This window comes from Paenibacillus odorifer, from assembly GCF_000758725.1.
Classification (GTDB): Bacteria; Bacillota; Bacilli; order Paenibacillales; family Paenibacillaceae; genus Paenibacillus_AQ; species Paenibacillus_AQ odorifer.
This window is the reverse complement of sequence record NZ_CP009428.1, coordinates 6,173,607-6,195,983: the sequence shown is the minus strand read 5'-3', so window position 1 is coordinate 6,195,983 and position 22,377 is coordinate 6,173,607. Positions and strand designations below refer to the sequence as shown.

The window sequence follows — 22,377 nt, the reverse complement described above, 5'->3', positions numbered from 1 at the left end:
AATGAAGTTCACTAATGAATGTCATTAAGGATGCGGGCCGCAACCGATATTATGAAGCTTTAAAGAGCACTGGAGGATGAGTGATGCGCAATATCTCTGATATTATTGAACAATATCTGAAGAATATTTTGCATGAAAGTCCCGAAGGTACGGTGGAAATCCAGCGAAATGACCTGGCGGACCAGTTCTCATGCGTACCGTCACAGATCAATTATGTTATTAGTACACGCTTTACACTGGAAAAAGGCTATGTGGTGGAAAGTAAGCGTGGTGGCGGGGGATATATTCGTATTCAACGTTTTGAATTGCCACCCAACGTGGCACTGCATGCCCATTTAAACCATACTATAGGTGGCGGGATAGATCAGAACGCTGCCGAAGGGTTGATTTATCAACTGGAGGAAGCTGGTTTTCTAAGCAAGCGTGAGGCGTGTCTTATGCGCGCTGCTGTTTCTCGGGATTGCCTAACGGTTAAGATTCCATATCGGGATGAGATTCGGGCCAAGATTATGAAGGCGATGTTAATCTCTTTGTTAGGCAAATAATTGTCAATCATAAGGGAGGGGCTTTCGCTTATGCAATGTCAGGAATGTGGCGTCAAGCCAGCAACACTCCATTTCACCAAGATCGTGAATGGAGAGAAGACAGAATTTCATATCTGCGAGAGCTGTGCGCGGGAGAAGGGTGAACTGATCCCGGGAACTGCTGGAGGATTCTCCATTCACAGCTTGCTGTCCGGTCTGCTTGATCTCGAAGGGGCCGGTAAGGAAAAGACGGCTGCTACGAAGACTACGCAGAGTCTGCAATGTGAGAATTGTGGGATGACGTACTCGCAGTTTAGCAAATTGGGTCGTTTTGGCTGCAGCTCCTGTTATAAATATTTTAACAGTGCACTGGACCCGCTCTTTAAACGGGTGCATGGCAGCACTTCGCATGTAGGCAAGATTCCCAAACGTGCTGGAGCACAGATTGTGTTCAAACGGCAAATTGATGAATTGAAGCTGGAATTACAGCAAAGTATCGCACAGGAGGAATTCGAAACTGCGGCAGAGCTGCGAGATCAAATTCGCCAACTTGAAAAAGAAATGGCACAAGAGTAAAGTCTTTGATATATAGGGGGGATATGACATGTCAAGTCTCCGATTTACTGAACAAGCGCTTAGTGATTGGATGCGCTCGGGAGGCAGTCACTCCGAGATTGTAATTAGCAGCCGTATGCGTATTGCACGTAACTTAGAGCATCTTCCATTCCCTATGCTTGCTTCCTTAGAGCAATCGGAAGAAGTATTAGAGCTGCTGGCCCCTGTGTTTCATGGGGAAACTGCTGCCGAATTCGGATCTTTTCAACTGATAAAGCTTGCTGAAGTGAATGAACTGGACAAAAAGGTATTGGTCGAGAAACATCTCATCAGTCCTAATCTGGCTAATGATTCACGTGGTGCAGCTGTGATATTAAATGAAGATGAGTCGGTCAGCATCATGATTAACGAAGAAGACCATCTGCGGATCCAATGTCTGTTCCCGGGTCTTCAGGTAAGAGAAGCATGGGAACGTGCGACAGCCATCGATGATATCTTCGAATCGGCTGTTAATTACGCTTTTGATGATAAAAGAGGATACTTGACCAGTTGTCCCACCAATGTGGGTACAGGGCTACGTGCCTCAGTAATGCTGCATTTGCCAGCACTAGTAATGACCCAACAGATCAATCGCATATTGTCAGCAGTGAATCAAGTGGGATTGACTGTAAGAGGAATTTATGGTGAGGGCAGCGAAGCAGTAGGGAACATCTTTCAAATTTCCAATCAGATTACTCTCGGTCAAACGGAAAGTGAAATCATCGAGAACCTTCACAGTGTAGTCACCCAGATTATAGAGCATGAACGAAATGCCCGTGAAAGGCTGCTTGTAGATTCCGCTTTAAGAATTACAGACCGAGTGAAAAGATCTTATGGGATTTTGTGTTATGCAGCTCTAATGGAGCTTAAAGAATCCGCACAACGGCTGTCTGATGTGAGACTTGGGGTCGACCTTGGCATACTGGAAGGCCCTTCGATTTCCGTGCTTAATGAGCTTAACGTTAAGACACAGCCAGGATTTCTGCAAAAAATGTTCGGTGACGAGATGAACGCTACTGAACGGGATATGTATCGGGCGAAACTGCTCCGAGAAACACTGGGAACACAACATTAATATAGATATTTATTATTCATGGAGGTGCAGGAGATATGATGTTTGGAAGATTTACGGAACGCGCACAAAAAGTGCTAGCGCTAGCGCAGGAAGAAGCTGTTCGTTTAGGACACAACAATATTGGCACAGAACATATTTTGCTAGGACTTATTCGTGAAGGAGACGGCATTGCTGCTAAAGCATTAATCGCTTTGGGTCTGGGTCTTGAGAAAATCCAGGACGAAGTGGAGACACTGATTGGCAGAGGCCAAGAACAACCTACGAACATTGCTTATACTCCTCGCGCCAAAAAAGTAATCGAGTTGTCGATGGACGAAGCCCGCAAGCTGGGACATACGTATGTCGGCACTGAGCATATTCTGCTAGGACTTATTCGTGAAGGAGAAGGTGTCGCGGCTCGTGTGCTTAATAACCTCGGCATCAGCTTGAACAAAGCTCGTCAGCAAGTGCTTCAGCTTCTGGGAAGCAGCGAGGCTGCATCCAGTCATAGCGGAACACCTGCTAATGTTAGCACACCGACTCTAGACGGCCTAGCACGCGATTTGACGGCTTATGCCAAGGATGGCAACCTGGATCCAGTTATCGGTCGTAGCAAGGAAATTGAACGTGTTATTCAGGTACTGAGCCGCCGGACGAAGAACAACCCCGTGTTGATAGGTGAACCTGGGGTTGGTAAAACAGCCATTGCTGAAGGCTTGGCCCAAAAGATCATTAATAATGAAATTCCAGAAACACTGCGCGACAAACGCGTAATGACGCTCGATATGGGTTCTGTAGTGGCTGGTACTAAATATCGCGGTGAGTTTGAAGACCGCCTCAAGAAAATCATGGATGAGATTCGCCAAGCGGGGAATATCGTACTCTTTATCGATGAGCTTCATACGCTGATCGGTGCTGGTGGCGCAGAAGGTGCTATTGATGCATCTAACATTCTTAAGCCGGCTTTAGCCCGCGGAGAACTTCAGTGCATCGGTGCGACGACGCTGGATGAATATCGTAAATATATTGAAAAAGATGCAGCTTTGGAGCGCCGTTTCCAACCGATTACGGTGGATCAGCCATCTCCAGAAGAAGCGGTACAAATTCTATTTGGACTTCGCGATCGTTATGAAGCACATCACCGTGTGAAAATTACGGATGAAGCTATCGTGGAAGCTGTAAAGCTGTCTGATCGTTACATTCCGGATCGGTTCCTGCCGGATAAAGCCATTGACCTTATCGATGAAGCAGGGTCTAAAGTAAGGCTTCACTCTTACACTATCCCGCCAAATCTGAAGGAACTAGAAATGCGCTTGGATGATATCCGCAAGGAGAAGGATTCCGCTGTTCAGAGCCAAGAGTTTGAGAAAGCGGCTGCCCTGCGTGATACGGAGCAAAAAATCCGTGAAGAGCTTGATACGACTAAGAACCAGTGGAAAGAAAAACAAGGACGCACCGACTCTGAAGTTACACCTGAAGATATCGCACAGGTTGTCGCAAGCTGGACGGGGATCCCTGTAAGCAAGCTGAAGGAAGAAGAGACCGACCGTCTGCTTAACATGGAAGCTCTGTTGCATGAACGAGTGATTGGTCAGGACGAAGCTGTTAAGGCTGTCAGCCGGGCATTGCGCCGGGCGCGTGCGGGTCTTAAAGATCCGAAACGTCCAATGGGCTCGTTTATCTTCCTCGGTCCTACGGGTGTAGGTAAAACTGAGTTGGCACGTGCGCTTGCTGAAGCTATGTTCGGCGATGAAAATGCGGTCATTCGTATTGATATGTCGGAATACATGGAGAAGCACTCCACGTCCCGTTTAGTTGGTGCCCCTCCTGGATATGTCGGCTATGAAGAAGGCGGCCAATTAACAGAGAAGGTACGTCGTAAACCATACTCTGTAGTACTGCTTGATGAAATTGAAAAAGCGCATCCGGAAGTATTCAACATTTTGCTGCAAGTGCTTGAAGATGGTCGCCTTACCGACTCTAAAGGCCGGGTAGTTGACTTCCGTAATACACTTATCATTCTGACCTCTAACGTAGGCGCACAGGCAATCAAGAAGAATTCGACACTTGGATTCACGGCTGTGCAAGATGCAGGAGCAGAATACGGCAATATGAAGGGCAAGGTTATGGAAGAGCTCAAGAAGAGCTTCCGTCCAGAGTTCTTGAACCGGATCGACGAAATCATCGTCTTCCACTCACTCGATGAGAAACATATCGCTGAGATCGTTACGTTGATGTCTGATGAGCTCCGCAAGCGCCTGCGTGAATATGATGTTGATTTCGTACTTACGGATGCAGCGAAGGCCTTCTTGGCTAAAGAAGGTTATGACCCAGCCTTTGGTGCACGTCCATTGCGCCGGGCAATTCAGAAGCATATTGAGGACCGTCTTTCTGAGGAATTGTTGAGAGGAAATATCCAAAAGGGTGATTCCCTCAATATTGATGAGGTCGGCGGAGAACTTGTGGTGACTAAAGTGGACGCTCCAGTAGCGCCAGCGCTTGAAAAAGAAGTAGAATCTGAATAAAATAAACAAGGCTTTCGCTCCTTATTTATAGAGGAGCGGAAGCTTTTTTTATTGGAAATAGATCAATTTAAAATATACATTTAATGCAAATACCGAATGACCTTTCGTTAAGGGGGTAGAAATGGTAAACTTTCATTAGAAGAAAATGATCCGAATTGTAAACAGTTCGGACCGTAAGGAGAACAAATGGCTAAAGCAAAAACAAAATTTTTTTGCACCGACTGTGGATACGAATCGCCAAAATGGTTCGGGAAATGCCCAGGGTGCCAGGCTTGGAACTCCATGGTGGAGGAAACGGAAAGCGTAGTCAAAACACAGGGAATGAATGCCCCTATTTTTCATAGTAAAGAAAAGGCACAGTCGATCATAAGTATAGAAAGTGACAAGGAACCGCGCATACTGACAGGTATAGGTGAGCTTAACCGTGTTCTCGGTGGGGGGATCGTACCAGGATCGCTGGTACTAGTAGGGGGAGACCCAGGAATCGGTAAATCTACGCTCTTATTACAGACCTCGCATGCCCTTACAACACAGGGATTGCGAGTACTGTATATCTCGGGCGAAGAATCGGTAAGGCAAACTAAGCTGCGCGCGGATCGCCTCGATGCGTTGTCAACGGAGCTTTATGTACTATGTGAGACAAATATGGAAAGCATAGAAGAAGCGATCGAACAAATCCAGCCACAATTTCTTGTCATCGATTCTATTCAGACCGTATTTATGCCAGAAGTAACGAGTGCGCCAGGCAGCGTGACCCAGGTTCGGGAGTGTACGACAAGATTTATGCGTATCGCTAAGATTCGTGGAATTGCAACAGTTCTCGTTGGTCATGTTACCAAGGAAGGGGCTATTGCTGGACCACGGATGCTTGAACATATGGTGGACTGCGTGCTGTATTTTGAGGGTGAGCGGCATCATACGTATAGACTTTTGCGGGCTGTAAAAAACCGCTTTGGCTCTACGAATGAAATCGGCATTTTCGAAATGGGTGAAGCGGGGCTTACCGAAGTAGAGAATCCATCGGAGCTCTTTTTATCGGAACGTCCGCTTGGCGTGGCTGGTTCTACTGTGGTGGCAAGTATGGAGGGAACTAGACCTGTGCTTGTAGAACTTCAGGCACTTGTTGCTGCCACCCACTTCCCTTCCCCACGGCGAATGTGCACAGGCATGGATCACCAGCGGATGGCACTTATTATCGCTGTACTCGAGAAACGGATGGGCATGTTCCTGCAGAATCAGGATGCATACCTGAATGTTGCCGGGGGAGTAAAGCTGGATGAACCGGCGATTGATCTAGCTGTAGCTATTAGTATCGCCTCCAGTTTTCGTGATATTTCAACAAAACCTTACGACGTTTTCTTCGGAGAAGTAGGACTTACCGGTGAGGTAAGAGGCGTTTCGCGCGCGGAAATGCGCGTTAAGGAGGCCGCAAAGCTTGGCTTCCGGCGGGTGATTATGCCTGAGAAGAGCATGAAGGGATGGAAGCACCCGCAAGATATCCAGATTATTGGCGTCAGTACCGTAGCAGATGCACTATCGGTCGCGTTAGATTAGGGGGCACAGGGATATGAAAGAATATAACCAATTAGAGAATATGAATGATCTGCTCAGACTGGCGGCACCGGGTACACCTTTTCGGGAAGGTTTGGAGAATGTGCTGCGCGCTAAGACAGGGGCACTTATTGTCGTAGGGTACAGTCCTGAGGTGATGGACGTAGTGGATGGCGGATTCTCCATTAACTGCGATTTTTCGCCCAATTATTTATATGAGCTAGCTAAAATGGACGGAGCTATTATTCTAAGCGAGGATTTAAAGCGTATATTGTATGCTAATACACAACTTATACCGGATTCCTCTATCTCATCCATCGAGACGGGGATCCGTCACCGGACCGCGGAGCGGGTAGCGAAGCAAACGGGTAAGCTGGTGGTTTCCATTTCACAACGCCGCAATATCATCACGCTTTATCAAGGCTCGATACGTTATGCACTCAAAGAGATCGGCGCAATTTTGGCAAAGGCTAACCAAGCGATTCAGACACTCGAGAAGTATAAAGCAGTGCTCACGCAAGGACTGACGAATTTGTCAGCTTCAGAATATGAGGGCATTGTTACCGTTGCTGAAGTAGTGGGTGTTATCCAGCGTGTAGAGATGGTTCTGCGCATAAAAATGGAGATCAAACGTTATATCAACGAATTGGGCAACGAAGGACGCCTGATCAGCATGCAGATGGAAGAACTGGTTGGAAATACAGAGGAAGAAGCATGGCTTCTATACAGAGACTATGCTAAGGAAGAGCAGGAGGATAAAATCCGTGAAATTATCGCCGGTCTCAAACGGATAAGCGATGATGATCTGATGGATGACAACCATATTGCCCGTATACTGGGTTATTCTTCTACGGCAATTACCTCTGAAGAAGTGGTGACTCCACGTGGTTATCGCCTGCTTAACAAAATTCCGCGGCTTCCGAATGTGATCATTCACAATCTGGTGGAGCGGTTTGAAATGCTGCCTAATTTGATGTCCGCAAGCATTGCTGAATTGGATGAAGTGGACGGAATTGGGGAGGTGCGGGCCCGTAATATTCAGGATGGGCTCAAACGTTTACAGAAGCAAGTTCTTATTGACAGGCAAATGTAAATAACATACAATCACGTAATATTGGGGACGTTAAAGGCCAAAGTTAGAAAATTGAGGTGAAGAAATGATACAAAAATCAATTCCGAGTCTTTTTACGATAGGTAATTTGATGCTCGGAATGTTTGGTATCATGATGGCGTTTGACGGTAAGATTAGCATGGCCGCTATCATGGTTATTATTGCTATGCTGTTAGACGGCTTAGATGGTCGAGTAGCTCGCGCTCTAAAATGCGAAAGCGAATTTGGCAAGGAGCTGGACTCCTTATCTGATGTCGTTTCTTTCGGAGTCGCACCGGCCGTTATTTTGTACGTCTCAAGCCTGCAGGATTTGAACTCTGCATTAGGCTGGACAGTAACTGCGATTTTTCCGGTGTTTGGTGCTTTGCGCTTAGCCCGTTTTAATGTTCGTCCGGGGGTTCCGGGTTATTTTATCGGTTTGCCAATTCCTGCTGCAGGTGGTGTACTGGCCACATTAGCTCTTTTTAATAAAGATGTTTCGGCTCCGTTTATGATCGTTGCTACACTGCTCTTATCTTATTTGATGGTCAGCACTGTTAAATATCCTAATTTCAAAAAGATTGGATTGCCGAAAAAAGCGGTGGTTGGAGCGCCAGTGGTTATTGTTGTTGCAGTGGCTGTAGCTGTAGTGTTCCCAGAGCAAATCGCTAAGCTGATCTTTGTCTTACTTGGAATTTACGCATTATACGGCTTTAAGCAAAATATTGATCGATTGACAGCCAGACGCCGTCATCGTCGTCGTAGCCGTTCAGAGGATAAAGTGTATCACTCCAAGAACGGTTAATCGGTCCATAAGGTAAGGTAACTGAATAAATTATGACCAAAGGTTTTGTCTTCCCTAGGGGATGGCAAAGCCTTTTTGCATTTCCAACGCTACCCCAAGTTTATCGTCTTGAAAATTGGAACATACTGGTGAGGAATAGATCCATTTAGGATGAATAAAAAGGAGGTGCGTTAGGTTATGTGGAAAAAAGTGATTTTGTCTTTTGCCTTAATATGTGGTGCTTGGTCAGGTTTTTCGCTATACCATGCGCTCGAAAGAGGATTCCCCAAGGGGATGGAAAAGCTGGGTGAAAGCTTACCTGTAGAAGGAAGCATTTTATTTACGGTGCTGGGTGCCATTATTTTTTTGTTTGCGGGGTCTTTATGCGCGGAATGGGGAGGTTCAAAACTGCGGGAGGCGGTTCACTACTGTTCGCGTATTCCAATGAATGAATTAGCTGCAAGTGCAGCTGGGCTTACAGGGGGGCTTCTGTTATCTCTCCTGTTATACCCTGCAATGATCTGGCTTGGGAAAGCTGGGCAGCTGCTGCAAGTTCCAGCTACGTTAGCTTTTGGATATCTGGGGCTGCGGATCGGTTTGGAGAAAAAAGAGGAGCTAGCTGCACTGTGGACATCTGGACGCTGGGGTCAAGCGGCTGAGCCGGAAGGCCGCGGGCTTGAGGAACATAAAATCCTCGACACAAGTGTTATTATCGATGGAAGAATCGCTGACATTTGTAAGACGGGATTTATTGAGGGAACCATTGTCATACCTGAATTCGTACTAGAAGAGCTCCAGCATATTGCTGATTCTTCGGATTTGTTGAAGCGGAACCGGGGACGGCGTGGGCTTGATATTCTAAACAAAATTCAAAAAGAGCTTGATGTGAAGGTATTGATCTATGAGGGAGATTTTGAAGAAATCTCTGAGGTTGACAGTAAGTTAGTGAAGTTGGCGAAGGTACTGCAAGGTAAAGTAGTCACTAATGATTTCAACTTAAATAAGGTTTGCGAATTGCAGGGCGTTTCCGTACTGAATATTAACGATCTGGCGAATGCTGTGAAGCCAGTAGTGCTGCCTGGTGAGGAAATCGTAGTTCAGGTCATTAAGGATGGCAAAGAGCATGGGCAAGGTGTAGCCTACTTAGACGATGGAACGATGATTGTTGTAGAGGGCGGACGGGAATATATCGGGACTACGATGGAGGTTCTGGTCACTAGCGTGCTGCAAACTTCGGCCGGACGAATGATATTTGCTAAGCCAAAACTTTTGGAAAAAGCGCAATAAGTGAAGATAAAGTGTATGGGGACTGTCCTATGGGTTGGAAATGCCCGCCAAACACGTTATGATGGGATTATACGTGAAAGACAGGAGCCAGATTAATGTCAAACAGTGTGGGCGTCGTCATTGTGGCGGCAGGCAGAGGAACGCGAATGGGAACTGCGGAGAGCAAGCAATATTTGTTACTGCAGGGGAAGCCGATTATCGTTCATACGCTGGAGGTATTCCAGCAGCACGAATTGATCTCTGAAATCGTGCTCGTAACCGGTGAAGAGGATGTTGAACGCTGCCGGGAATGGATACAGCTCTATAAGCTGGACAAGGTTAAGGCTATAGTAACTGGTGGATCTGAGCGTCAGCATTCCGTACATAAAGGGTTGTTGAAACTTACGACACAGTGGGTAATGGTACATGATGGTGTTCGTCCGTTTGTACAGCCGAATGAAATTGAGGCTTGCTACGAACGAGCGAAGCAGATGGGTGCTTCGGTTCTTGCTGTACCCGTCAAGGATACGATCAAACAGGTGGATAATGAAGGACAAGTACTGTCTACGCCGGATCGGCGAAGTCTGTGGGCGATTCAAACCCCGCAGACTTTTCGTCTTTCTGATTTGCTGGAGGCTTATGCAGCGGCGGAACGGGATGGCTTTCTGGGCACCGATGACTCCAGCTTGGCGGAGCGTGCGGGGATTCCGGTTTCTGTGGTAGAGGGAAGCTACAGAAATATTAAGATTACGACACCTGATGATTTGGATTATGCAGAATTCACAGAAAGAAACAGGGGAGAGGGACAATCATGATCGCTGTAGGACAAGGATTTGATGTGCATCAGCTGGTAGAGGGCAGGCCTTGTATTATTGGGGGAGTTACGATTCCTTACGAAAAAGGATTGCTTGGGCATTCCGATGCAGATGTACTGCTGCATGCAGTTAGTGACGCGATTCTAGGCGCACTTGGACTTGGTGATATCGGCAGACATTTTCCGGATACAGATCCAGCCTTTAAGGACGCAGATAGCTTGAAGTTATTAGAAGAGGTATGGGCACTTGCTCGTGAGCGAGGATATAAGCTGGGAAATATCGATTCAACAATTATCGCCCAAAAGCCTAAGATGGCTCCATACATTCCACAAATGACCGAGATTATCGCACGTGCGCTTAATGCCGACCCGTCCAAGGTGAATGTTAAAGCTACTACAACTGAGCAGCTTGGTTTTGCCGGACGCGGCGAAGGAATTGCCGCACAATCTATTGTCTGTCTACTCCAAGATGTGATATCATCTTGAGATGGTCTAAGTAGTAAATTAAGTTCAACCATATGAAGCGGAGGGAATACAATGACGGATGAAGTCCGGGTGCGTTACGCACCGAGCCCTACGGGACATTTACATATAGGTAACGCCAGAACGGCGCTGTTTAACTATCTGTTCGCCCGTAATAAAGGCGGTAAATTCATTATCAGAATTGAAGATACAGACGTAAAGCGCAATGTCGCTGGTGGTGAAGAGAGCCAGCTTAAGTATTTGAAATGGCTGGGTATGGATTGGGATGAGAGCGTTGATGTGGGCGGAGAGTACGGACCTTATCGTCAGACAGAACGTCTTGACTTATATCGTGTACATTGGCAGGATTTGCTGGACAGAGGTCTGGCTTACCGCTGCTATTGCACAGAGGAAGAGCTGGAAGCGGAACGTGAAGAACAGACTGCTCGCGGAGAAACGCCTCGTTATTCTGGCAAACATCGTGATCTGACTGAAGAGCAACGTCTAGCTTTTGAAGCTGAGGGACGAGTTGCCAGCATTCGCTTCCGTGTGCCAGAAGATCGTACGTATGCGTTTGATGATCTCGTAAAAGGCAGTATTTCTTTTGACACAAAAGAAATGGGTGACTTTGTTATTGTGAAGAAGGACGGAATTCCGACCTATAACTTCGCGGTAGCTGTTGACGATCATCTGATGGCTATTACCCACGTATTGCGTGGAGAAGACCATATTTCCAACACACCCCGCCAGCTTATGATCTATGAAGCGCTTGGCTGGGAGCCACCTTTATTTGGTCACATGACGCTTATTGTTGGCGACAACCACAAGAAGCTCAGCAAACGGGATGAATCCGTTATTCAGTTTATCGAGCAATATGATGAATTGGGTTACTTGCCTGAGGCTCTGGTTAACTTCATTTCTCTGCTTGGCTGGTCTCCAGAGGGAGAAGAAGAGATCTTCAGTAAAGAAGAACTTATTTCTATTTTTGATGCGGACCGTTTGTCCAAAAGCCCGGCTGTATTTGATAAAAACAAGCTGGCGCATCTGAATAATCATTATATTAAGCATGCTGATCCTAAACGGATCTCTGCGCTAGCTATTCCACATCTGCAAAAAGCGGGTAAAATACCTGCTGAGCTGAACGAAGAGCAACAAGCATGGGCGGAAAGCCTTGTCGCGTTGTATCAAGAGCAGATGACTGCAGCTTCTGACATCGTGGCGCTATCGGAACTGTTCTTCCGCAGTCACCTAGAGTTAGAGACGGAAGCAGCGCAGGTTCTGGCTGAAAGCCAAGTCCCTGAGGTATTGTCTGCTTTTCTGGCTAAGGTTGAAGCCTGTCAGGATTTCAGTGCAAGCAACATGGCTGTTCTGATTAAGGAAGTACAGAAAGAAACAGGTCATAAGGGCAAAGCACTCTTTATGCCAATTCGTGTGGCTCTGACCGGACAAACGCACGGACGTGATCTTAATATAACCATTGCTTTGCTCGGCAAAAATCGCGTTATCGAACGTTTGAAATCACAAATTAAGGGCGCTTAAGGTCGTATTTCATACGACTAAACCCCCTTGTCAGTATCTTGTCTTTTGCGCTAAGATAGAATTATATGATAATAGCTGTGATCAGGAGAAGTACGTCCATTGAAGACAATTGCCAGAGAGAATAACCGAGAAAGGGACACCCTTTCGGGCTGGGAGTTATTCATTTGTCCGGGGCAGAACATGCGCCTGTGAGCTGCACGGTTGAATGACCTTTTTAAGGCTCATTAGATCGCGCCGGGAACGTCGCCGTTAATGATGCCAAGTGGAATGAAGAAATTCTGCCGTTTGTTACAATAGCGGCTCATTTGATTCGTTCAAGCAGAGTGGAACCGCGGTTAAACGTCTCTGCAGCATTATGCTGCAGGGGCGTTTTTTGTCTAAATATAAGCAAAAATAATTTTCATACAATACTCTTTGTCTTATATTTCTACGAGATAACAAACCAAGCGAACACTCACAGCATATGTATGATAAGGATGATGGGCCTGGAGACAATACCTTTCTTGTGTACCTGTAAACAGGAGATAAGGAAGTTAAGAAGAGAGGAACCGTGATGTTTAAGCATATTAAGTCGGACATTCGGGCGGTATTTGATAACGATCCTGCTGCCCGCAGCTGGTTCGAGGTTGTCTTCACATATGCCGGCTTGCACGCCATTTGGGGTCACCGGATCGCCCACTCTTTTTTCAAACGCCGCTGGTATACAATGGCTCGTATGGTTTCGCAGTTTAGCAGATTTATGACTGGTGTTGAGATCCATCCTGGAGCTGTTATCGGAAACAGGCTGTTTATCGACCATGGTATGGGGATTGTTATTGGAGAAACCTGCGAAATCGGTGATGATGTTATAATCTATCAAGGGGTTACGCTTGGAGGAACAGGAAAAGAAAAAGGTAAGCGACATCCCACGGTTGGCAACAATGTAGTTATTGGTTCCGGTGCGAAGGTTTTAGGATCTTTTCGTATTGGTGACAATTCAAATATAGGCTCGAATGCTGTTGTGTTGCGTGAAGTGCCTAACAACAGTACAGTAGTAGGGAATCCAGGTCGTGTGGTAAAACGTAATGGAGAACGGGTATCCGATCGGCTCGATCATACGAAGATGCCTGACCCGCTTGTCGATTCATTGCGGTTTTTGCAGAAAGAAATCGAAGAAATTAGGGAAAAGCTTGGCGCAGAAGATAAACAAAAAACCGCACAGCGGATAGCAGAAGCTCAGCAGTATATTGGTGACTATGAAATTTAAGCATCCCGGTATTAAGGAATCCGGAAGAACAGAAAGGGCTGGAATAAGGATGGCTTTACAAATATATAACACAATGACACGCAGCAAGGAGCAGTTTGTGCCCCAGGAGCCGGGCAAAGTTAAGATGTATGTGTGTGGTCCAACCGTTTATGGATATATGCATATCGGAAATGCTAGACCTATAATTGTTTTTGATATGGTCCGGAATTACTTGGAGCAGTTAGGTAATGAGGTGCGTTATGTTACGAATTTCACGGATGTTGATGATAAACTGATTCGCAAAGCCGAAGAAATGAACACTACTGTAGCAGAGGTAGCGGAAACTTTTATTGCTGCTTACCGTGAGGATCTGGAAGGGCTTGGTGTTAAACCGGCAACCTTGAATCCCCGTGTAACGGAAAGCATGGCGCTGATCATTGGATTTATTAAAGAGCTTGAGGAAAAAGGATACGCATACGAAAGCGGCGGCGATGTATATTACCGCACTTCAAAATTTGAAGACTACGGTAAATTATCTCGTCAGAATCTGGATGAGCTGCAGTTTGGTATCCGTGTTGAGGTGGACTCACGTAAGGAAAAACCGGAGGATTTTGTGCTTTGGAAAGCAGCCAAACCTGGTGAAGTGCACTGGAGTAGCCCTTGGGGAGACGGACGTCCCGGCTGGCATATTGAATGCTCGGCTATGGCGCGGGAGTTCTTGGGAGATACGATTGATATCCATGGTGGTGGACAAGATTTGCAGTTTCCACATCATGAATGCGAATGCGCTCAGACCGAAGCTCTCACTGGTAAACCACTCTCTAATTACTGGATGCATAATGGATTCATCAACATCGGTGACGAGAAAATGTCGAAATCGCTCGGTAATGGCTGGCTTGTAAAAGACATCCGTGAGCGTTTTAAAGCAGGAGCTATCCGCTATTTCATGCTATCGACCCATTACCGTAACCCGTTGAATTTCTCAGAGGAATCTATGACTTCCGCCGAAAAGAGCGTTGAACGGATCACGCTTGCAGAGAGTAACGTTAAACATCGGCTTGAACTCACTGCTGATGGTGCTCAAGGTGAGGTCAACTCAGAGATTAATGATAAGCTGTCGGCTATAGTGGCCAATTTCCATGCTAGAATGCAGGATGACTTCAATACGCCTGATGCGATCACGGCTATGTTCGATTGGGTGAGCCTGGCAAACCATACGCTTGCGAATAACGAGGCTGCTCCTGCTGATTTTGCTGCATTGCAGCAAGCTTTTGGCGAAATGAATGCTGTGCTGCGTTTGACGCCTGAACTGGAAGAGGAAATTGCAAGTGAAGAAGTTGAACGGTTGATCGCCGAGCGGGTTGAAGCTCGTAAGAATAAGAATTGGAGCCGGTCTGACGAGATCCGTGATGAATTAGGCCGCTTGGGCATATTGCTTGAGGATACTCCACAAGGAATGCGGTGGCGTCGTAAATGAGTGAGGAACGCAAGTTTGATAACGGATGGTTTCCTTATGAGCCTTCCAAACCTGCGCGACTACTTTCGCCTATTGTTCTAGCTTATGTAGGAGATGCTATCTATGAGGTGGCTGTTCGCCAGTATTTAGTATCTCTTCCGAATTTGCGTCCGAACCATTTGCATCGTTCTGCTACAGGGCTGGTATCCGCTAAAGCACAGTGTGCAATTCTGAACTTTTTGGAGCCTAGTCTCACGGAAGAGGAGAAGGATGTCGCCCGTCAGGGGAGAAATGCGAAATCGGGAAGTGTTCCTAAGAATGCGGATGTGCTTGAATACCGTCATGCTACAGCTTTTGAGTGCTTGATTGGTTACTTGTACTACACAGGACAACAGGAGAGAATAGAAGAAATTGTGCACAAGGGTATACAGTTTATGTTGAAACAGCCGTGATAGGCTTTGGCGAAATAGAAAATAGGAGAAGTGAACATGGAAGAAGAATTGAAGACTGAAGAGGAAATATTGGCAGGGAAGCATTCTGTGCTTGAAGCGCTTCGTGCTGGTCGTACATTAAATAAAATATGGATCGCAGAGACAGCCCAGAAGCATCTGACAGCACCCATCGTTGCCGAAGCCCGGAAAGCGGGAATTGTCATTCAGCATGTGGACAAGCGTAAGCTGGATCAACTGGCACCAGGTGTGCAGCATCAAGGGGTGGTTGCACAAGCAGCACCATTTGCCTATGTTGAAGTGGATGATTTGTTAGCTATAGCAGAAGCCAAAGGAGAACCGGCATTCCTTATTTTGCTTGATGAAATTGAAGATCCTCATAACCTGGGCTCGATTCTGCGGACGGCGGATTGTACTGGAGTACATGGGGTAATCGTACCTAAACGCCGTTCGGCTCAGATAACTGCGACCGTGTCCAAAACATCCGCGGGTGCTGTGGAGTATGTTCCGGTTGCCCGGGTTACAAACCTGGGTCAGACCATTGACCGTCTAAAAGAGCAGGGAGTCTGGGTAGTAGGAACAGACGTGGATACCGATCAGAATCTATACCAATCCGATATTTTCACGGGTCCGGTAGCTGTTGTAATCGGCAATGAGAATAAAGGAATGGGACGCCTGATTCGTGAAAAATGTGATGTGCTTCTTAAGCTGCCGATGGCCGGAAAGATCAATTCATTAAATGCCTCTGTCGCCGCAGGAGTCATTATGTATGAAGTGATACGCCGCCGGCAACTGCAGGGATAGCTATGGCCGACTGGCGCGATGTGCTGCTTGTGGATGGATATAACATGATCGGTGGCTGGCCGGAACTTGTGGCACTGTCCCAGATTGGTATGCAGGAAGCACGCGACCGCTTGATGGATTTGCTGGCAGATTACCAGGCTTTCTCTGGACGAAGAGTTATTGCTGTTTTTGATGCATACCGTGTTCCGGGGTTGGGAAGGTCTTTTGTCCAGGGTAAGGTCCAGGTGTACTTCACCAAGGAAAAAGAAACCGCAGATGAATGCATTGAGCGACTGGTTGGGGAATATAGCAATCGGCGCCGGCAGATCTATGTGGCTACGAGTGATTTTATAGAGCAGCATATTATTTTTGCACAAGGTGCATTGCGAATTTCGGCAAGGGAATTGCATCTGGAAATTGAAGAGAATCAAAAACAAGTAAAAAAAGCTATCGAACCTGGCGGTGTCAGTTCTACTCGTCATTCTTTGGAAGACAAACTGCCTCCCGATGTGCGCAGTAAGCTGGAAAAATGGCGCAGACAGTGAGATCGAGGAAGAATCAGGAAATATTTTATTCCAATTTATGCTATTCTAGATTGATTTTGGACAAACTCCGGTTGACGGTGGAAGGTAACATAATATATACTGATCCTATATTTCGCGAAGTAACGATGTGTCTTGCGTTGCAGCCGGGGGGATTCTTGGTGAGTGTCGACCTCAAGGAAATAATGCTGTCTGAGTATGATTTCATAAGTGATGAAGATATTGTCGAGGCTTTCCGTGGTGGCGACAGTGGCGCATTAGAACACTTGATTAATAAATACCGTAACTTTGTACGTGCTAAAGCCCGCTCTTATTTCTTGATCGGGGCAGACCGTGAAGATATTGTACAAGAAGGAATGATTGGTCTATACAAGGCTATTCGTGACTTTAAAGGTGACAAGCTCTCTTCATTCAAGGCTTTTGCTGAGCTCTGCATTACACGACAGATTATAACGGCTATTAAGACGGCCACTCGTCAGAAACATATTCCGCTGAACTCTTATGTTTCCTTGGACAAGCCCATTTATGACGAAGATTCTGATAGAACACTTATGGATGTCATTTGTGGAACACAGGTTCTAGATCCAGAAGAGCTAATTATTAATCAAGAAGAATTCATTGGTCTTGAAGATAAGATGGCGGAGATTCTAAGTGACTTGGAGCGCAAGGTTCTGATGTTGTATTTAGACGGAAGATCCTATCAGGAGATTGCTGAAGATCTTAAGCGGCATGTAAAGTCTATTGATAACGCTCTACAACGAGTAAAAAGGAAATTAGAAAGATATCTAGAAGTACGTGACAATTGATGATATAATGAACAAGAGAGGGCTCGGACATCGAGTTCTTTTTTTTAGTCTTTTTGAAATCACTCGGATAGAATTAGGTGCTTGCACCATAAATTACTATTTGAGCCGATTTTAGTCGTTGCCGTTGAAGGTAGGTTTATACACAGACGGAATACCCCATAATGGTAAGGAAGACAGCGAAGTGTGAGGAAGAGATAGACCCAAAGACAGGGTACGGCCATATGACTACTAAACCCGGAATTACCCAGTGCAGAACGGAATTCTTTCGTTGACACAGACCTTGACATTATGCTAAAGTGTTTTAGGTAGGCCTAAATTCGCGGCTTTTTTTTAGGATCAATATTTGCGTCTTCTAATGTGAATTGGAAGGACGTCTCGGGAGGTGCACATCATGCGGGTAATTATCACTTTGGCTTGTACAAGTTGCAAACAAAGAAACTATGCGACTACCAAAAACAAGCGAAATCACCCCGACCGCATGGAGATGAAGAAATTTTGCAAGTATTGTAACTCGCAAACTCCTCATCGCGAAACCAGATAGTCTGTGGAGGTGTAGTCGGCATGAAACGTAGTTTCAAGTCTATGTTTTCCTTTTTCACTGAGAGCTGGAGTGAACTCAAAAAGGTTCGCTGGCCAAGTCGTAAAGAATTGACCAACTATACATTGATCGTTCTCGGTACGATTGTAGTTGTCGCTATTTACTTCTGGGTTCTGGACATCGGTATTTCCGCTGTGATTGAAGCGATTATTTAGAGAGGTCCCAGGTGGCTTGATATGGAAAAAAGATGGTATGTCGTTCATACCTATTCTGGGTATGAGAATAAGGTCAAAGCCAATTTGGAAAAGCGCGTTGAGTCCATGGGCATGGAAGACAAAATATTCCGCGTTCTTGTTCCTATGGAAGAAGAAATCGTAAACAAAGACGGTAAGAAAAAAACCGTTATGCGTAAAGTTTACCCCGGATATGTTTTGGTGGAAATGGTTCAGACTGATGATTCCTGGTATGTTGTCCGCAATACTCCGGGCGTTACTGGATTTGTTGGTTCGACAGGCTCAGGGTCTAAACCAACAGCTTTGCTTCCGGAAGAGGTAGAACAAATTCTGAAGCATATGGGCATGGTTGAACCTAAAGCGAAGATTGATTTCGAAATCAAGGAATCCGTACGTATTATGGTTGGTCCGTTTGCGAATTTTGTGGGCTCCGTGGAAGAAATTTTGGCTGACAAGAGCAAGATCAAAGTGCATGTTAACATGTTTGGACGGGAAACCCCGCTAGAGTTGGATTTCACTCAAGTGGAGAAAATATAACATAAGCTAGGGTTTCTTGTGGGAGAGCGCTATTGGCGTTCGAAGACCACTATTTTTGCAAGGAGGTGTCACTCATGGCTAAAAAAGTTATTAAAATGGTGAAACTGCAGATTCCTGCAGGGAAAGCGAATCCAGCGCCTCCAGTAGGTCCGGCGTTAGGTCAAGCAGGTGTCAACATCATGGCATTCTGTAAGGAATTTAATGCTCGTACTGCCGACCAGGCTGGCTTGATCATTCCGGTTGAAATTACAGTATTTGAAGACCGTTCCTTTACTTTCATCACTAAAACTCCTCCGGCTGCTGTTCTGCTTCGCATCGCTGCTAAAGTAGAAAAAGGATCCGGCGAACCAAACAAGAAAAAAGTAGCAAAAATCGGCCGCGCTGCGGTACGTGAAATTGCTGAAACAAAAATGCCTGACCTTAACGCTGCAACTGTTGAAGCTGCAATGCGTATGGTTGAAGGTACTGCTCGCAGTATGGGTATCACAATCGAAGACTAGTAGTTTTCGAAGAATCGGTCATTCGTGACCCGCAAGTATGTGGGAGGAATTTCCGCTAACACCACAAAGGAGGAACATTTTCATGGCTAAACATGGTAAGAAATACCAAGAAGCTGCTAAGCTGATCAACAGCGAAGCAACTTACGAGCCTTCAGAAGCTGTAGAGCTTGTGAAAAAGGCAGCGACTGCTAAGTTCGACGAAACCGTTGAAGCAGCAGTTCGTCTGGGTGTAGACCCGCGTAAACAAGACCAAGCAGTTCGTGGTGTTGTTGTCCTGCCTCACGGCACTGGTAAAACACAACGCGTGCTTGTATTTGCAAAAGGTGAAAAAGCGAAAGAGGCAGAAGCTGCTGGCGCTGATTTTGTTGGTGATCAAGACATGATCAACAAAATTCAACAAGGCTGGTTTGAATTTGATGTCTGCGTAGCTACACCTGATATGATGAGTGAAGTCGGTAAACTGGGTCGTCTGCTTGGTGGTAAAGGTCTTATGCCTAACCCTAAAGCTGGCACAGTTACATTCGATGTTTCCAAGGCTGTGCAAGAAATCAAAGCCGGTAAAATCGAATACCGTCTCGACAAAGCAGGTCAAATTCACGCGCCAATCGGCAAAGTGTCCTTTGATGCTGCACAATTGAACGATAACCTTAAAGCTCTTATCGACGCTTTGAACCGTGCGAAACCAGCTGCTGCTAAAGGTGTATACCTTAAAGGCATCTCGATTTCTTCCACAATGGGACCTAGCGCTCGTGTGAACACAACCGTCTTCAGATAATTAAGGGTTGACTCTTTGAGTCAATTTTGATAATCTATAACAGTTGTGAAACTTAAGGTATCAATCTTAACCTTGAATATGCTTACCGTAGACAGTAGGTGCCTTAGTGCTTAATTTCCTACCGAGGTGTTGTGATAGAAACAAGAAGTAACGAGCTTGCTCGTATAACTTTCGTTTTATCAAGCCTTCGTGATTCTGCGGAGGCTTTTCTACTGCCTGCGTAGGAGCGGTGAAGCTTTCCTTGGAAAGAACGCCGACACATAAATTTTCAGGAGGTGTATACATTGGCAAATGCAAAAGTAATTCAAGCAAAACAAGACGCGGTTGACGTCGTTACTGCAAAACTGCAAAACAGTCTTTCGACTGTTGTAGCTGACTACCGTGGATTGAACGTTTCCCAAGTGACTGAACTGCGTAAGCAACTTCGTGAAGCTGGCGTTGAGTTTCAAGTCCTGAAGAACACATTGCTACGTCGCGCAACTGCTGCGGCTGAGTTGAGTGAATTGGATGAAGTTTTGACTGGTCCAACAGCTATCGCATTCAGCACAACTGATGCAGTAGCACCAGCTAAAATTTTGAACGATTTCGCCAAGAAAAACGACGCTTTGAAATTGAAGGGCGGCGTAGTTGAAGGTCGTGTCATTGACGCGGAACAACTGAAAGCACTGGCTGAGCTTCCATCCCGCGATGGTTTGCTGTCCATGCTGCTTAGCGTACTTCAAGCTCCAGTGCGCAACTTCGCGCTTGCAGTTAAAGCTGTTGCTGAAAAAGAAGAACAAAGCGCGTAAGCCTTTGACTCTTGCAGCATAATCAATACCACAAATAAATTTAAATATAAAATGGAGGTTCAATCATGAGTAAAGAAGCAATCTTGGAAGCAATTAAAGGCATGAGCGTATTGGAACTGAACGACCTGGTTAAAGCAATTGAAGAAGAATTCGGTGTAACTGCAGCAGCTCCAGTAGCAGCTGGCGGTGCGGTAGCAGCAGTAGCTGAAGAGCAATCCGAATTTGACGTAATTTTGACAGGCGCTGGCGCTTCCAAAATCAACGTTATCAAAATCGTTCGCGAAATCACTGGTCTTGGCTTGAAAGAAGCTAAAGATCTTGTAGACAACGCACCAAAAGCAATCAAAGAAAAAGTAAGCAAAGACGAAGCCGAAGCTACTAAAGCAAAATTGGAAGAAGCAGGCGCAGCTGTAGAAGTGAAGTAATTCCTTCTATTACTGAAAACCCCTTGAACTTGTTCAAGGGGTTTGTTTTATAAATAGAGTTAGTAGGGCGTATATACCAACTGCTAACATAATAGGAAAGGGAGGAAAGAGATGTCGCAACATTATTATTCGCAGCAGCCGGAAGTACGTCATGACAGACGTAGCATTGATACCGTACTAAGAGGCAAAAGCTTTCGTTTTACGAGCGATGCCGGTGTATTCTCTAAAGGAGACATCGATTACGGTAGCCGAGTTCTTATTGAAGCTATGATAATTCCGGACGGTTCAGCGGTGCTTGATGTAGGTTGTGGTTATGGGCCGATTGGCATAAGTGCAGCATACCTAGCTCCCAAAGGACATGTGACCATGATTGATATTAACAGTCGTGCGGTAGAACTGGCGCGTGAGAATGCTCAGCACAATGGAATCCGGAATGTTACGATAATGGAAAGCGATGTGCTCGGCGCATTGAATGAGCAGCAGAAGTTCGATGTGATTCTAACTAATCCTCCGATTCGTGCAGGAAAAGCTGTAGTGCATAAGATTTTTGAAGATGCTTATGAACATTTAAATGAGGGTGGCTATCTGTGGATTGTAATTCAGAAGAAGCAGGGCGCTCCATCAGCAGTGGCAAAACTAGAAAGCTTGTTCTCAATGGTGGAAGAAGTGGGGAAAGACAAAGGCTATCGTATTATTAAAGCGCAAAAATAAAATACAATAGGTTATTGACATGTGATAGTGATAATGGTATTATTATAAAATGTCAGTATTAAGATAGGCTCCATGTCTTTAGTTTGCTGAAATGTCAAGCAATATATTGTCGCCCGGCTAGCGCATGCCGCACGGCAAGTTTTTGCGAGTTGGTTGTCTATGCTCTAACGCAGCGAATGCTACGTGGTAATAGATAATAGCGCATAAACTATTGCTTGGTGACGTATAATATGTACGTTTTGGGCAAATCTACTTGATAAGGAGTATTTTGGTCATGGATAAATGCGCTCTTTTTTCGAAGATTTCGATAAGGGCTTTTCTTTTATTTATGACTGAATCCTTGTAGTATGGTTCCATTATACGGTTCCAAACAAGGGTTCGCAATCAATTTTTAAGTGAGTAGACA

Annotated in this window: 25 protein-coding genes and 1 other annotated feature; all 25 genes read left to right on the top strand. The window is 45.7% G+C overall.

Annotated elements, in window-relative coordinates; genetic code table 11:
• Positions 1–83 precede the first annotated feature (83 nt).
• The 25 genes from PODO_RS27185 to PODO_RS27070 all read left to right on the top strand — a co-directional run bounded on the left by PODO_RS27185 (position 84) and on the right by PODO_RS27070 (position 21,971).
• Complete coding sequence (locus PODO_RS27185) at positions 84–545, top strand: CtsR family transcriptional regulator (protein ID WP_036680465.1); 462 nt, start codon at positions 84–86, stop codon at positions 543–545.
• A gap of 30 nt (positions 546–575) precedes the next feature.
• On the top strand, positions 576–1,100 hold the full coding sequence (gene mcsA / locus PODO_RS27180) for a protein-arginine kinase activator protein McsA (RefSeq protein WP_036680467.1): 525 nt from the start codon (positions 576–578) through the stop codon (positions 1,098–1,100).
• A 28-nt stretch (positions 1,101–1,128) separates the two neighbouring features.
• Positions 1,129–2,193 carry a protein-arginine kinase McsB gene (gene mcsB / locus PODO_RS27175; protein ID WP_036680469.1) on the top strand — a complete coding sequence of 355 codons (1,065 nt, stop codon included), beginning with the start codon at positions 1,129–1,131 and terminating at the stop codon, positions 2,191–2,193.
• Between the two features lie 35 nt (positions 2,194–2,228).
• Entirely contained in the window at positions 2,229–4,697 is a 2,469-nt protein-coding gene (gene clpC, locus PODO_RS27170; RefSeq protein ID WP_036680471.1) for an ATP-dependent protease ATP-binding subunit ClpC, read from the top strand.
• A gap of 186 nt (positions 4,698–4,883) precedes the next feature.
• The gene (gene radA / locus PODO_RS27165; protein WP_036680472.1) at positions 4,884–6,251 is read left to right on the top strand and encodes a DNA repair protein RadA; all 1,368 of its coding nucleotides are present in this window, start codon (positions 4,884–4,886) and stop codon (positions 6,249–6,251) included.
• A gap of 13 nt (positions 6,252–6,264) precedes the next feature.
• Positions 6,265–7,341 (top strand): DNA integrity scanning diadenylate cyclase DisA, encoded by a 1,077-nt coding sequence (gene disA, locus PODO_RS27160; protein WP_036680475.1) that lies wholly within the window; start codon positions 6,265–6,267, stop codon positions 7,339–7,341.
• Between the two features lie 64 nt (positions 7,342–7,405).
• The gene (gene pssA / locus PODO_RS27155; RefSeq protein ID WP_036680477.1) at positions 7,406–8,143 is read left to right on the top strand and encodes a CDP-diacylglycerol--serine O-phosphatidyltransferase; all 738 of its coding nucleotides are present in this window, start codon (positions 7,406–7,408) and stop codon (positions 8,141–8,143) included.
• Positions 8,144–8,320: 177 nt separating this feature from the next.
• On the top strand, positions 8,321–9,409 hold the full coding sequence (locus tag PODO_RS27150) for a PIN/TRAM domain-containing protein (RefSeq protein ID WP_036680481.1): 1,089 nt from the start codon (positions 8,321–8,323) through the stop codon (positions 9,407–9,409).
• 95 nt (positions 9,410–9,504) lie between these two features.
• On the top strand, positions 9,505–10,203 hold the full coding sequence (ispD, locus tag PODO_RS27145) for a 2-C-methyl-D-erythritol 4-phosphate cytidylyltransferase (RefSeq protein WP_036680484.1): 699 nt from the start codon (positions 9,505–9,507) through the stop codon (positions 10,201–10,203).
• Positions 10,200–10,688 carry a 2-C-methyl-D-erythritol 2,4-cyclodiphosphate synthase gene (gene ispF / locus PODO_RS27140; RefSeq protein ID WP_036680486.1) on the top strand — a complete coding sequence of 163 codons (489 nt, stop codon included), beginning with the start codon at positions 10,200–10,202 and terminating at the stop codon, positions 10,686–10,688. The genes ispD and ispF overlap by 4 nt, the downstream gene beginning before the upstream one ends.
• A 51-nt stretch (positions 10,689–10,739) precedes the next feature.
• Positions 10,740–12,203: a glutamate--tRNA ligase gene (gene gltX, locus PODO_RS27135; RefSeq protein ID WP_036680487.1), complete on the top strand. Its 1,464-nt coding sequence runs from the start codon at positions 10,740–10,742 to the stop codon at positions 12,201–12,203.
• Between the two features lie 553 nt (positions 12,204–12,756).
• Entirely contained in the window at positions 12,757–13,449 is a 693-nt protein-coding gene (cysE, locus tag PODO_RS27130; protein WP_036680489.1) for a serine O-acetyltransferase, read from the top strand.
• Positions 13,450–13,498: 49 nt separating this feature from the next.
• Positions 13,499–14,905: a cysteine--tRNA ligase gene (gene cysS, locus PODO_RS27125; protein WP_038574909.1), complete on the top strand. Its 1,407-nt coding sequence runs from the start codon at positions 13,499–13,501 to the stop codon at positions 14,903–14,905.
• A complete protein-coding gene (locus PODO_RS27120; protein WP_038573467.1) occupies positions 14,902–15,336 on the top strand; it encodes a Mini-ribonuclease 3 in 435 nt (144 codons plus the stop codon). Before cysS ends, PODO_RS27120 begins: the two co-directional genes overlap by 4 nt.
• Positions 15,337–15,372: 36 nt before the next feature.
• Positions 15,373–16,137, top strand: coding sequence for a 23S rRNA (guanosine(2251)-2'-O)-methyltransferase RlmB (gene rlmB, locus PODO_RS27115; RefSeq protein ID WP_036680492.1), 765 nt, complete (start codon positions 15,373–15,375; stop codon positions 16,135–16,137).
• 2 nt (positions 16,138–16,139) lie between these two features.
• Positions 16,140–16,661 (top strand): NYN domain-containing protein, encoded by a 522-nt coding sequence (locus PODO_RS27110; protein ID WP_036680494.1) that lies wholly within the window; start codon positions 16,140–16,142, stop codon positions 16,659–16,661.
• 158 nt (positions 16,662–16,819) lie between these two features.
• Complete coding sequence (gene sigH / locus PODO_RS27105) at positions 16,820–17,464, top strand: RNA polymerase sporulation sigma factor SigH (protein WP_036680496.1); 645 nt, start codon at positions 16,820–16,822, stop codon at positions 17,462–17,464.
• A gap of 391 nt (positions 17,465–17,855) precedes the next feature.
• The gene (gene rpmG / locus PODO_RS30805) at positions 17,856–18,005 is read left to right on the top strand and encodes a 50S ribosomal protein L33 (RefSeq protein ID WP_076099620.1); all 150 of its coding nucleotides are present in this window, start codon (positions 17,856–17,858) and stop codon (positions 18,003–18,005) included.
• 20 nt (positions 18,006–18,025) lie between these two features.
• Positions 18,026–18,217 (top strand): preprotein translocase subunit SecE, encoded by a 192-nt coding sequence (secE, locus tag PODO_RS27100; protein ID WP_036680497.1) that lies wholly within the window; start codon positions 18,026–18,028, stop codon positions 18,215–18,217.
• 21 nt (positions 18,218–18,238) lie between these two features.
• The gene (gene nusG / locus PODO_RS27095) at positions 18,239–18,772 is read left to right on the top strand and encodes a transcription termination/antitermination protein NusG (protein ID WP_036680499.1); all 534 of its coding nucleotides are present in this window, start codon (positions 18,239–18,241) and stop codon (positions 18,770–18,772) included.
• 74 nt (positions 18,773–18,846) lie between these two features.
• Positions 18,847–19,272: a 50S ribosomal protein L11 gene (rplK, locus tag PODO_RS27090; RefSeq protein WP_036680502.1), complete on the top strand. Its 426-nt coding sequence runs from the start codon at positions 18,847–18,849 to the stop codon at positions 19,270–19,272.
• 82 nt (positions 19,273–19,354) lie between these two features.
• Positions 19,355–20,047 carry a 50S ribosomal protein L1 gene (gene rplA / locus PODO_RS27085; RefSeq protein ID WP_036680504.1) on the top strand — a complete coding sequence of 231 codons (693 nt, stop codon included), beginning with the start codon at positions 19,355–19,357 and terminating at the stop codon, positions 20,045–20,047.
• A gap of 67 nt (positions 20,048–20,114) precedes the next feature.
• Positions 20,115–20,267 (top strand) — a sequence feature (ribosomal protein L10 leader region).
• 64 nt (positions 20,268–20,331) lie between these two features.
• Positions 20,332–20,835: a 50S ribosomal protein L10 gene (rplJ, locus tag PODO_RS27080; RefSeq protein ID WP_036680505.1), complete on the top strand. Its 504-nt coding sequence runs from the start codon at positions 20,332–20,334 to the stop codon at positions 20,833–20,835.
• A gap of 65 nt (positions 20,836–20,900) precedes the next feature.
• Positions 20,901–21,260: a 50S ribosomal protein L7/L12 gene (gene rplL, locus PODO_RS27075; RefSeq protein ID WP_036680508.1), complete on the top strand. Its 360-nt coding sequence runs from the start codon at positions 20,901–20,903 to the stop codon at positions 21,258–21,260.
• Between the two features lie 111 nt (positions 21,261–21,371).
• The gene (locus tag PODO_RS27070; protein ID WP_038573463.1) at positions 21,372–21,971 is read left to right on the top strand and encodes a class I SAM-dependent methyltransferase; all 600 of its coding nucleotides are present in this window, start codon (positions 21,372–21,374) and stop codon (positions 21,969–21,971) included.
• The last annotated feature ends 406 nt before the right edge of the window (positions 21,972–22,377 follow it).